This is a genomic window from Methylobacterium sp. WL12 (genome assembly GCF_008039475.1).
Taxonomy (GTDB): domain Bacteria; phylum Pseudomonadota; class Alphaproteobacteria; order Rhizobiales; family Beijerinckiaceae; genus Methylobacterium; species Methylobacterium cerastii.
Genome location: NZ_VRUW01000023.1, coordinates 52,456 through 62,859, shown reverse-complemented (window position 1 = coordinate 62,859; position 10,404 = coordinate 52,456). Strand labels below are relative to the sequence as shown.

The 10,404-nt window shown below is 68.5% G+C and carries 12 protein-coding genes and 2 pseudogenes; 10 read left to right on the top strand and 4 right to left on the bottom strand.

Going from position 1 to position 10,404, the window contains the following annotated elements; all coding sequences use genetic code 11:
• Nucleotides 1–127: 127 nt before the first annotated feature.
• Nucleotides 128–871, bottom strand: a pseudogene (locus FV226_RS11470) (KUP/HAK/KT family potassium transporter); the annotation flags it as partial.
• Nucleotides 872–1,046: 175 nt separating this feature from the next.
• Here FV226_RS11470 and FV226_RS28585 point away from each other — a divergent pair.
• The 4 genes and pseudogenes from FV226_RS28585 to FV226_RS11450 all read left to right on the top strand — a co-directional run.
• A pseudogene (locus tag FV226_RS28585) lies at nt 1,047–1,136 on the top strand (ion transporter); the annotation flags it as partial.
• Between the two features lie 91 nt (nt 1,137–1,227).
• A complete protein-coding gene (locus FV226_RS11460; RefSeq protein ID WP_147762999.1) occupies nt 1,228–1,485 on the top strand; it encodes a hypothetical protein in 258 nt (85 codons plus the stop codon).
• Between the two features lie 192 nt (nt 1,486–1,677).
• Nucleotides 1,678–2,838, top strand: a complete 1,161-nt coding sequence (locus FV226_RS11455) for an AI-2E family transporter (protein ID WP_147762998.1) — start codon at nt 1,678–1,680, stop codon at nt 2,836–2,838.
• Between the two features lie 250 nt (nt 2,839–3,088).
• Nucleotides 3,089–3,769 carry a LysM domain-containing protein gene (locus FV226_RS11450; protein WP_187278737.1) on the top strand — a complete coding sequence of 227 codons (681 nt, stop codon included), beginning with the start codon at nt 3,089–3,091 and terminating at the stop codon, nt 3,767–3,769.
• A gap of 12 nt (nt 3,770–3,781) precedes the next feature.
• Here the strand turns inward: FV226_RS11450 and FV226_RS11445 are convergent, their stop codons facing one another.
• On the bottom strand, nt 3,782–4,525 hold the full coding sequence (locus FV226_RS11445) for a glutaredoxin (RefSeq protein ID WP_147762996.1): 744 nt from the start codon (nt 4,523–4,525) through the stop codon (nt 3,782–3,784).
• Between the two features lie 329 nt (nt 4,526–4,854).
• On the opposite strand from FV226_RS11445, the gene FV226_RS11440 reads away from it, so the two are divergent.
• Nucleotides 4,855–5,274 carry a BA14K family protein gene (locus FV226_RS11440; protein WP_147762995.1) on the top strand — a complete coding sequence of 140 codons (420 nt, stop codon included), beginning with the start codon at nt 4,855–4,857 and terminating at the stop codon, nt 5,272–5,274.
• A gap of 26 nt (nt 5,275–5,300) precedes the next feature.
• Here the strand turns inward: FV226_RS11440 and FV226_RS11435 are convergent, their stop codons facing one another.
• Together FV226_RS11435 and FV226_RS11430 are read right to left on the bottom strand one after the other, a co-directional pair.
• Nucleotides 5,301–5,480, bottom strand: a complete 180-nt coding sequence (locus FV226_RS11435; RefSeq protein WP_147762994.1) for a hypothetical protein — start codon at nt 5,478–5,480, stop codon at nt 5,301–5,303.
• Between the two features lie 79 nt (nt 5,481–5,559).
• Nucleotides 5,560–5,727 carry a hypothetical protein gene (locus FV226_RS11430; protein WP_246691565.1) on the bottom strand — a complete coding sequence of 56 codons (168 nt, stop codon included), beginning with the start codon at nt 5,725–5,727 and terminating at the stop codon, nt 5,560–5,562.
• Between the two features lie 562 nt (nt 5,728–6,289).
• Here FV226_RS11430 and FV226_RS11425 point away from each other — a divergent pair.
• From FV226_RS11425 to FV226_RS11405, 5 genes are all read left to right on the top strand, one after another.
• Nucleotides 6,290–6,715, top strand: coding sequence for a hypothetical protein (locus tag FV226_RS11425; RefSeq protein ID WP_147762992.1), 426 nt, complete (start codon nt 6,290–6,292; stop codon nt 6,713–6,715).
• A gap of 265 nt (nt 6,716–6,980) precedes the next feature.
• Nucleotides 6,981–7,211 (top strand): Rmf/CrpP family protein, encoded by a 231-nt coding sequence (locus FV226_RS29080; RefSeq protein ID WP_147762991.1) that lies wholly within the window; start codon nt 6,981–6,983, stop codon nt 7,209–7,211.
• Nucleotides 7,212–7,285: 74 nt separating this feature from the next.
• On the top strand, nt 7,286–7,507 hold the full coding sequence (locus tag FV226_RS11415; RefSeq protein WP_246691566.1) for a hypothetical protein: 222 nt from the start codon (nt 7,286–7,288) through the stop codon (nt 7,505–7,507).
• Nucleotides 7,508–7,622: 115 nt separating this feature from the next.
• The gene (locus FV226_RS11410; protein WP_147762989.1) at nt 7,623–9,704 is read left to right on the top strand and encodes an ATP-binding protein; all 2,082 of its coding nucleotides are present in this window, start codon (nt 7,623–7,625) and stop codon (nt 9,702–9,704) included.
• An 11-nt stretch (nt 9,705–9,715) separates the two neighbouring features.
• Nucleotides 9,716–10,381 carry a response regulator transcription factor gene (locus FV226_RS11405; protein ID WP_147763010.1) on the top strand — a complete coding sequence of 222 codons (666 nt, stop codon included), beginning with the start codon at nt 9,716–9,718 and terminating at the stop codon, nt 10,379–10,381.
• Nucleotides 10,382–10,404 lie beyond the last annotated feature (23 nt).

Genomic DNA, 10,404 nt, shown 5'->3' with positions numbered 1-10,404 from the left:
GCCCTTCATCCCCCTACACCACCCTTCCGGCCGTACCGGAGGGCAGTCTGCGAGAACGAGGTTAGGGGGTCAGAATTGGACGCCGATCCCCCGCCTCACGGGGTCAAAGTTGCACGCCGAAACACACCTCCGCGCCGGTCACAGCGAGGAACACGGCACCGAGCGCCAGCAGGCCGGCCGTGCCGTGGCTCAGGATAAACGATACGCCGTGGGCGGGGTTAAGCGCACCCAGAATGCTCGGGTCGTCGACGAGGTGGCCCAGGCCGCCAAGCGCCATGACGATGAACCAGAACGCCGTGAGGGGTCCGAAGAAGGTCGCCACCCGCGCCGTCCCGTGGCTCTGGAGCGCGAACAGGCCGATCAGGATGGCGAGGCTGATGGGCAGGACGTACGGTTCCGTGGCCGGGGTCACCAGCTTCAGGCCCTCTACTGCCGAGAGCACCGACATGGCCGGGGTGATGATGGCGTCGCCGAAGAACAGCGACACGCCGACCATGCCCAGCACGATGACGAACCTGCCGGAATGGCCCAAGGCACGCTGGGCCAGCGCGACCAGGGAAGGCGTGCCGCCCTCGCCGTCGTTGTCGGCCCGCATCACCAAGAGCACGTATTTCAGCGTGACGATGAGAATGAGCGCCCACAGGATCAACGAGACGACGCCGAAGATCATCTCGCGGGTTGGCGCGTGCCCCTCTCCGGCGGCATGGAGGGACTCCTTCAGAGCGTAGAGCGGACTGGTGCCGATATCGCCGTAGACCACGCCGACCGAGCCGAGTGTCAGCGCCCAGAACCCCGCCCTTGGGCCATGCCCCTCATCGGAGGGCAGCGGGGTCTCGGACGTCGCGAACTCGGTCCTGGCGATTGCGGGCATCCACGGGCTCCACGTCCGCGAACGTGGGAGGCTCGCAAGGCAAGCCTCAACGGTCGAGAGACCGGGAACGTTCGCCTAAGCCGAAGACGAATATCCCGGTCTCGGCGGACCGGCGACGGGGCGGGGAAACGTTCGAGCCCGCGGAACGTCGGGCATCGGTGACCTTACCCACGACGACGTCACGCTCCACGGTACGGGGCGCCTCACCTCACCGGTGGTGATGACCTGCGGGGTGACCCTCTTCCCGCGCCTCGCCCAGGTCCTCCGCAAGGCCTGCGACACACTCCTGAACATCCCGGCGAGGGCACGTACCGAGGTCGTCTGGAACGGCGTAGCTCGGCCGCCGGTTGACGGGCATGAAGTTCCTTTCGACGCTCCTGATCGCGACCGCCCTCTGCGCCGGAATGCTGGCCGTCGGGGCCCATCGAGCCGGCGACTTGCCCGAACCGGAGCAGTGGGCCGTCTCGACGGGGGCTGAGGCGATGATCGGGACCGCCGGATCGGCCGATGCCGGTAGCTCGCACGACCCGAATTCGGCCGTGCTTGGCCGGATGTCCGGTGAGGCATCCAACGCCGTGCGTGGGGCCGCCTACCGGGACGGCGGGCAAGGCTGATCCCAAGCGTTCCCCGAGCCGTCAAAATCCTAGGGCGCGGGGAATCCAACGAGCGCCATCGGGGCCAACCCGACCCGAACCGTCGCCCCCTCGAAAGGTCGCACGCGGAGTTCCGGGACATCCCCCGGCGCGGGCTCGGATCGTTCCATCACGCCCCCTGTTGCCGCCGCGCAGGATTTTCAGGAGAAGGATTTGGCGTTCACGCGGGAACAGGGCGCGGTCCGGCCGTCGCTTGCCGATGACCGGATCGACGAGCGCGGGGACCAAGAGGCCCGTCGGGCCGTTGCCACGAACGAGGCCATCCCGCGCGGTGTCCGCTCCGCGGGCATCTTGGTCCTGAGCCTCCTCGGGATCGTCTACACTCTCTACGTCGGTCAGGAGCTCATCCTGCCCATCGTCCTCGCGCTCGTCCTGAAGCTCCTGCTCGCGCCGGCCATGCGGGTCCTGCACAAGCGCTTCCGGCTGCCGAAGGCCCTTGCCGCGGCACTGCTGATCCTGGTGGTGTTCGGGGCCATTGGGGGCGTCGGCTTCACGGCCTCGATACCCGCGTCGGGCTGGATACGGCGTGCCCCCGAGAGCCTGCCGCTCCTGAAGGAGAAGGTCGAAGCGCTACGCCGGCCCCTGGATGTCCTCCAGCAAGGCCTGCAGGCGCTGGAGAGCATCGCCGCGGCCAACGGGCAGGAGGGCGCGGGCGACGTCGTCACCGCAAGGCCCGCCTCCACGCTGGCGGGCAACCTGATGAGCGGCACCGCCACCCTCCTGACCCGCTTCTTCACGACGATGATCCTGCTCTTCTTCCTCCTCGCCTCGGGCGACCGCCTGTTGCGCGGGTTCGTCGAGGTGCTGCCGACCTTCTCCGGCAAGCGTCAGGCCGTAGAGATCGTCCAGGAAATCGAGACCAACATCACGGGTTACCTTGTCACCATCACCATCATGAACGTCGGTGTCGGCGTGGCGACGGGGTTCGCCATGTGGGCCTGCGGACTGGACACGCCGCTGCTCTGGGGCGCAACGGCCTTCCTGCTCAACTTCATCCCGATCCTCGGGCCCCTGGCCGGGATCGTGATCTTCTTCGTTGTGGGTGTGCTCAGTCTGGACTGGCCTTTGTTCGCGCTCCTGCCCGCCGGTCTCTACCTGCTGATCCATATCGCCGAAGGCGAGATGATCACTCCTCTGCTCCTGGCCAAGCGCTTCACGCTCAACCCCTTCCTCGTGATCCTCTCGGTCTTCTTCTGGCACATGCTCTGGGGCATCCCCGGGGCCTTGCTCGCGGTGCCTCTGCTGGCGATGATGAAGATCGTATCTGACCGCGTAGAGCCCCTTAAACCCCTGGGCCACATGATCGGGTCCTGATCGAAGGACGCCCCATCGGTGCCGCTCAATCCCGGACGCATCGGTGGGATCGCGCCGACACGGGATCGTCCATCCAGGAGGTTGGGATCGGCGTCATGGACGCTCCAATTTCCCCTGGACGCGCATGGGGATTCCTAGTGCATCCTGCGCTCGGCCACCCTCGGGATTGACGGAACGGCCAGTCGTTAGACACGTTGCGGGTGGCATCTGAAGGGGTCGGGAGTTCAGGATGCGACGTCGGACTTCTCGCTTGACCGCTCTGTCCCTCATCATCGGGACGGGCATGCTGGCTGCCGGTCATGGCGACGCGCAGGAGGCGACCTGCGGGGACGGTCCCGTGAAGATCCTGCCCGACGATACCTTAAGCCGGATCGCGAGCCGCTGCGACGTGTCGGAAGGCGCCCTCCTGGCCGCTAATCCGTCCATCGACGGGTCGGGCGACCTGCAGGTCGGCGCCACCCTGCGCCTGCGGACGGCGGCCGGCCAGGGTCTCGCGGATCGCCTCAACCACATCGGGCGCGAGGCCAACGACGCCGTAGGCCGCATCGCCGGTCAGGTCGGCGCCTCCGCCCAGGACCTGCTCGACCGTAACCCCGACCTCAAGGGACGGTTGGAGCGGCTCGGTCGGCGGATCGGCTTGGGCGATGGTGCGGAAGCCCCGAGCCTGACCCTCTCGCCGGACCATGGCCCATCAGGCTCGACCGTGACCCTGACGGCCACGGGCCTGCCGAAGGACGAGCCGCTCCTGGTCGGGGTCGGGACGCCCAACACGGCCTTCCAGGTCCTGCAATCCGCCCGTACGTCGGGCAAAGGCACGCTGGACGTCGAGGTGAAGGTTCCCGAGCGCCAGGGCGACACCCGCCTCGTGTTCGTCCTGCGAGACGGGGACGCGGTGAAGCTGACCAGCAAGCCGTTCCGGATCGCGCCCTGACCGCAGGGGCCGTCAGGACCGGACCATCATCCAGACGGCCATGCCGACCATCATCAGGTTCTCGGTGAGCGAGACGAAGCCGAGCGGCACGCTGGCCGAGCCGCCGACGCAGGCGCACTTGATCTCGCGCCGGTCGACGTAGACCGCCTTGAACACCGAGACCGCGCCGACCGTGCCGATGAACAGCGCGACCGGGATCGACAGCCAAAAGAGAGCGCCCGCTGCCATCAGGATGCCCGCAAGCGCCTCGCAGAACGGATAGGCGTAGGCGTATCGCACCCAGCGCCGGGCGAGCAGGTCGTAGCCCAGGAACATCGACGAGAAGCTCTCCACATCCTGCAGCTTGAGGATGGCGAGCACGCACATGCTGAAGGCTATGAACCACTCGCCTGCACGCACCGTCAGTGGCGTCCCGAAGGCCGCCTGGCTCGCCGCCAGCGCCATCAAGGCCGTCATCGCGAAGACCGCCGCCACGGGCGTGTAGCTGGTGGCCTTCGGGTCGGGGACGGACTTGCCGAGATGTCGGCGCAGGTCGTCGTAGCCGCCGACGCGCTCGCCCGCGATGAAGGTCTGCGGCGTCGTCTTCACGCCGTGCTCGGACTTGAAGCGGTCGGTCTCCTCACGCGTCGTCAGCCAATGGTCATCGACCTGGAAACCCTCGCGTTCGAGCAGGTCCTTGGTCTTCAGTCCGTAGGGGCAGACGTGCTTCTCCATCACCATGCGATGGACGGTGGCCCTGCGGGTGGTGTCGAGCATCGAGGAATCCTTTCGGAATGCGCCTGGAGGGTGGGTCGCCCGAACCCTGACAACGCGACGGCGGCAATCGGCTTCCCGAGCTGCATTGCGCGGAACTTCTGGACTACAAGATGGGGCTTCCCACGGTTGGAAGGTCAAGGGGCGCATCGTTGGGGACACGGCCGTATCGACGGCGCGCCCGGCCACCGTGGGACCGGATATCCGGAACGTCCGGGGCGAGAGGGTGTTTGTGAACCTTCGGCCGCTGCGGACATCGGTCTCCCTCGCCGGTCCAACCGCGCGCATCCGCGCTGGCTCGCATGCGGCGCCCATTCAGGAACCTGGTCACGATGAAGCTCTCGTTCACCCTTGCCGCAGCAGTCGCGGCGTCCCTGCTCGGACAACCCGCCTTCGCCGCCCCCGCGACGACGCCTGTCGAGGCGCTGACGGCCGGCACCCTGCCGACCGGCTACGCGCAGTTCCGGCGCTTCGGGCACCGGCATCATGGCTTCCGACGCGGTTACGGCTACCGTCGTGGTTATGGACGCGGCTACGGCTACCGTCGCGGACCAGGCGTCGGCGCTGCCGTTGGTGCTGGCGTAGCGGGCCTGGCCGCAGGCGCCATCATCGGCGGCGCCATCGCCAACTCACAGGCCCAGGCGGCACAGGGCTCTGAGGCCGTTGCCGCATGCGCTCGCCGGTTCCGGTCCTATGATGCGTCGAGCGGCACCTATCTCGGCAACGACGGAGACCGGCACACCTGCCCGTAGGCACAGGGTCACCGCCAAAGGTCTGGTCAGCCCGGGACCGTGCTCACGCCGTCGATGACGTCGGCGGCCATGATTAGGCAGAAGCCCGCGAGCAGCGCGACCGCGACCACCCCCAACACGATGTCGGACGTGCGCAGCGTCCGACCGGACCGACTGGTGAATGCCAGTTGCTTCCAAGTTCGCTTATGGATCGAGGCAGGTGGCAAGGCAGGCTCCGGATGATGAGGGGGCTTTGGGCGGATCTGTACCCGGCCATCCCTGAACCGAGTGGATCGGCGTCCCCGGTCAGGTCACCAGCGCGACGAGAAGGAAGAGCATCACGACGCAACCGAGGATGGCGAGGCCGACCGCATGGAAGGCACCCGCCGAGGCGTCGGCGTTGTCGTTGGCCGGATCGGGAAGCTCACTCGGCCAGCGTCGCCACTTGCGGCATGCGGAGGGCCCTTTGGACAAGGAACTTGGGGTATCCGAACCCAGCTCACGTGGGCGCGTCATTAAACCGATATCGGTTGCGGGGTCGGTCCGGGGCTAGCTCGGTTCCGGAGATCCCTCCGCCGTACCGGGCCCAATCCTCAATGGAGCGTACTGTCACGCCCGCATTGCCGTGGACGGGACCTCCCGGTGGCGGGACGATGCCAGGCCGTCGCCGTAGCGAGCGGACCAGGCGCGCCGTTCGATACATCGTTTCCCTCATCGCACGCCCTGCTGTTTGCCCGAGGAGGCATCGGCTCGCGCCATCGCGGAATGACGGCCCAGGCGCCCGGCCCACACCCTCGACCTCGGATGCCTCCGCGTCGAACGCAAGCCACGCTTGGAGGCGGCCCAGGCGGGCGTCAGGTTTATCCCGACGGGGCTGCGGGCTTCTCTGACTGAAAGGTGGCGCTCGGCGACCCAGATGACGTTCCGAGCCGGTGAGGTGGCACCAGATCCGTCCAGGCGCGCTCGCCCTGGCCGGATGTCGGTCGAACCTTTCCTCATGTCGCGCGGCCATCAATGGTCATCTGGGAGCAGCTCCATGAAACGCATTACCCTCGCCCTCGCGGCGGTATCGAGCCTCGTCATGTTCGCCCCGTCGAGCGAGGCGCGGCCCTTCGGCCGGGGACACGGGTTTCACGGTCATCACGGCGCCTTCGGTGGCTTCCGGGGACATCACGGCCACCGCGGCTTCGGCTTCCGCTCTCATCGCTACGAGTTCGGTGGCTACCGTGGCTTCGGCCATCCCCGTCATGGGTTCGGACGTCACTACGGACGGTACGGCTACCGTCGCGGCTACAACGGGATCGGCATCGCTGCCGGACTCGGTCCCGGGCTGGCCGCCGCGGCCATCAGGCCGGCTTACTACGGCGGCTACGGTCGACCCTACGGATACGGCTATGCCCCGGTACGCTACGGCTATGCCCCGGCCGGATACGGATACGGTCAACCGTACTGCGGCTACTGAGTCGCGTGGGCGAGAGGTTCTGACGAATCGAGGGCCCGTCAGTGGACGCGGCCCTCGGCTCGTGGCTCGTGTTTCTCCCTTCCGGGGGAGCGGTGCCGCCCCTTCGCCACGGTCAAGCGCATTCCGCTGCCCGGCCTGTCGGGATTGCCCCGACACGCGTCGGTGAGACCGGTAGGAGCGGCTGGAAAAGCTTGTCGGTCGAAGCGATCCGGGCGCAACTCGACGGCGTCGAATACGCTTCGGAACAGCGAAAGGTCAGGCGCCGATGATCATGGAAGTCATTCGACAGGGATCTAGGGCCCGAACCACCGGCCGACCGAGGGATGCCTGTCCCTATCCCGCGGATTCGCGCGAGCGGCGGGCGTGGTTCGAGGGTTTCGACGGATCGGCGTGGAACCCCGGCACGAGGGTTCCCCATCCGGCCGTGGCGATCCGAAGCGTCGCCATGGCACGGGACGCCGCTGGGGCCCCGAGCCATGCATCGGCTTTCGCCTGAGTACCCAGGCACCGAACCATGGGGGTAAACGTGCGCCATCGCTCCGGAGCCGAAGCCTCGGACGCTTGGAACGGGTGGTGACGGCCTTGGTCGAGGCAGGGCTCGCCGAGGGGGACGCCGTCCCGCCGAACCTTGTCGGACGCCTTCGGGACCTGGAGCGGTTCGTGATCGAGGCCGGGGGCGACCGTCAGAGCCTGCAGGTCATCGCATCCGGGCGCCGCCTGCTGGAGATCCGTTCCATGTCGAACCCTCCACCTTCGTCCACCATTACCCCTCCGACCGACAGGTCTTCTTGAGACCCGCGTCCGCGAAAGCCCGCATCTCGGCGACGGGGACGGAAAGCGCTAACGACATGGAGAGCCTTCCGTCCGAGAGCTTTAAATACGACGGACCGGTCGAAGTGCCTGCCGCATGACCACCCGGGAAGAAGCCGCCGAACGCACCCGCCGGCCTCGACGGAGCCGCGGGAACGGTCGCACATTCGTCGCGCTCGCCCTTGCGGCGGCCATCCCCGTGCTGCTTCTTAGCGGCTGGGTCGCCACCCTCATGGCCCAGCAGCAGCGCGACCTGACCCGCGGCGCGGCCGTGGCCAGCGCGACCCGCGTCGCCGAACGGGTCGCCTCCGACATCGCGGCACAGATCGCCGTCCTCGAAGCCGAGGCCGCATCCGCCACCCTCGACAAGCCGGACCTCGCGGCCTTCTACGCCGAGGCCGTGCGGCTAAAGCGGGCGCGCCCCCTATGGGAGACCGTCGAGCTCGCGAGGCCCGATGGCGTCCAGATCGTCAACCTGCTCCGCACTCTCGACGACGAGCTCGGACCGACCGCGGACCGACGCAGCTTCGACGCCGTCGTCAGGACGCGCCGGCCCGTGGTCGGCGGCATCGGCCCGGTCGGACCGATCTCCGGCAAGCGCCTAGTCGCCCTCCGGGTACCGGTCATTCGGGACGGCGAGCTCCACTATGTCCTCTCCGTCGGTCTCGCCAACGACGCGGTCAGCTCGATCCTAAGGGACGCGGGCGCTCCGGAAGGCTGGGTCGGTACCATCGTCGACGCCGACGGAAACACCATCGCCCGCACCCAAGCCGAGGCCGAGGAACTGGGGCAGCCGGCCGACGCCGCCCTCCGAGCGGCGATCCGGCACGCCCCGAACGGGTTCTACACGGGTTCCACCCTGGAGGGCTCGAACGTCGAAGTCGTCTATCGCACGCTGAAGGAAACCGGCGGCTGGTCGGTGCACTTCGGGATGCCGGCTGCGACGTTGAACGCTCCCGTCCTTCGCTCGTACCTCGTCCTGGGCGGCGGCAGCGTGTTGAGCATCGGCCTCGCCCTGGCGCTTGTCGGGCTGGTGGGGCGCGACATGGCGCAACGACGTGCCGGCGAAAGGGCCCGGTTCGCCTTGGCGCTGAGGTCGAGCGAGGAGCAGGGCGCCGTCGCCACCGAGGCCGCGGAGCTCGGCACGCTGCGATGGGACACGGTCCGATACAAGGTGACCGGGTCGCCGCGCGCCGCCCATCTCCTGGGTTGGGGCACCGTCGTCCCAACGGACGGCGAGATGGAGACCGATGCCGGCACGGTGATCGGGAAGGTGCACCCGGACGACCGAGCCCGGCTCATCGACGACCTGCGCTGGAGCCTCGCGGACGGCGGGGCGCTCGACGTGGAGTTCCGCGTCGATGGCTCGGCCCCAGAGCCGCGCTGGGTCCGCCTGACCGGCCGTGCGCCCCGCCTGCAGGACCCAGCCTCGGCCGGTCTGGTCTACGGCGTGGTGTCCGACATCGAGCCGCGCAAGCGGGCCGAGGCGGAACGCCTCGAACTCCTGCGCCGGCTCGGCGAGGCGCAGGAGAACGAGCAGCGCCGGATCGCGCGCGAACTCCACGATCAGGTCGGACAGACCGTGACGGGTCTCTCGCTCGGCCTGAAAGGGCTGGAGCGGCTTCTCGAAGCCGACGATACCTCGACGGAAGCGGGCCGCCAGATACGCTGGTTGCAAACCCTCGCCGGCGAGATTGGGCGCGACATCCACCGCGCCGCCGTCGACCTCCGCCCGACAGCCCTCGACGACCTGGGCCTCCACGAGGCCTTGGCCACCCTGCTGCGCGAATGGGGTCAGCGTCACGGCGTCCGCGCGGACCTGGAGTTCCTCGGCGAGCCCGTGCGCCTGCCCGCCGCCGCCGAGAGCGCGGTCTATCGGATCGTCCAGGAGGCGCTCACCAACGTCCTGAAGCACGCCCGGGCCGATACCGTGAGCGTTTCGGTCGAGCACCGCCCGGAAGAGGTGCGCGTCATCATCGAGGACGACGGCGTCGGCTTCGATCCGGAGGCGGTTCCCCCGCCCCCTGCGGACGGGTCGCCGCCCAAGCCGCGCCTCGGTCTGTCCGGCATCCGCGAGCGCCTGTCCCTCCTCGATGGCGCCCTCACGTTGGAAGCCTCCCCGAGCGTCGGCACGACGTTGTTCATCCGCATTCCCGTTCCGCAGGCCGCCTGCGCATGAAGGACCTGACCATGGGCCGCATCCGCGTCGTGCTCGCCGACGACCATCCCATCGTCCTTGCCGGCATCCGGTCGCTCCTCAACGCCGACCCCGGAGTGGACGTGGTCGGCGAGGCCACGAACGGCGGCGAGGCGCTGCCGCTGATCCGCTCCGTCGGGCCCGACGTCGCCGTCCTCGACGTCTCGATGCCCGGCCTCAACGGGCTCGATCTGACAGAGCGCGTGACCGTCGAGTGCCCAGGCACCAAGGTCCTGGTACTCACGGTCCACGAGGACGCCGCCTACGTCCAGCCGCTGCTGAAGGCCGGCGCCAGGGGCTACCTCCTGAAACGCTCGGCGGCCGAGGACCTCCTACGGGCGGTCCATGCCGTCGCGACGGGCGGCGTCTACCTCGACCCATCCGTCGCCGGACACGCCCTTGGGGACGGTTCCGCGACGGCGGCAGGCTCCAAGCCGGCCGAGACCGGCGAGGCGCTCAGCCCACGGGAGACGGAGACGCTGCGGCTCATCGCCCAGGGCCTCAGCAACAAGGAGATCGCGCGGCGCATCGACGTCAGCGTGAAGTCGGTTGAGACCTACAAGGCCCGGGCCGCCGAGAAGCTCGGATTGAGGTCGCGCGCCGAGATCATCCGCTACGCTGCCTCCCACGGATGGCTGGACGCGCTCACCCTTCGATAGTGCGGCCTGCATCCGCGGCGTCG

Bases quoted from the DNA above. Each gene is read 5' to 3' on its own strand.
- FV226_RS11405 (WP_147763010.1), top strand. From the start codon at position 9,716: ATGGGCCGCATCCGCGTCGTGCTCGCCGACGACCATCCCATCGTCCTT.
- FV226_RS11410 (WP_147762989.1), top strand. From the start codon at position 7,623: ATGACCACCCGGGAAGAAGCCGCCGAACGCACCCGCCGGCCTCGACGG.
- FV226_RS11445 (WP_147762996.1), bottom strand. From the start codon at position 4,525: ATGCTCGACACCACCCGCAGGGCCACCGTCCATCGCATGGTGATGGAG.
- FV226_RS11440 (WP_147762995.1), top strand. From the start codon at position 4,855: ATGAAGCTCTCGTTCACCCTTGCCGCAGCAGTCGCGGCGTCCCTGCTC.
- FV226_RS29080 (WP_147762991.1), top strand. From the start codon at position 6,981: ATGATCATGGAAGTCATTCGACAGGGATCTAGGGCCCGAACCACCGGC.
- FV226_RS11460 (WP_147762999.1), top strand. From the start codon at position 1,228: ATGAAGTTCCTTTCGACGCTCCTGATCGCGACCGCCCTCTGCGCCGGA.
- FV226_RS11425 (WP_147762992.1), top strand. From the start codon at position 6,290: ATGAAACGCATTACCCTCGCCCTCGCGGCGGTATCGAGCCTCGTCATG.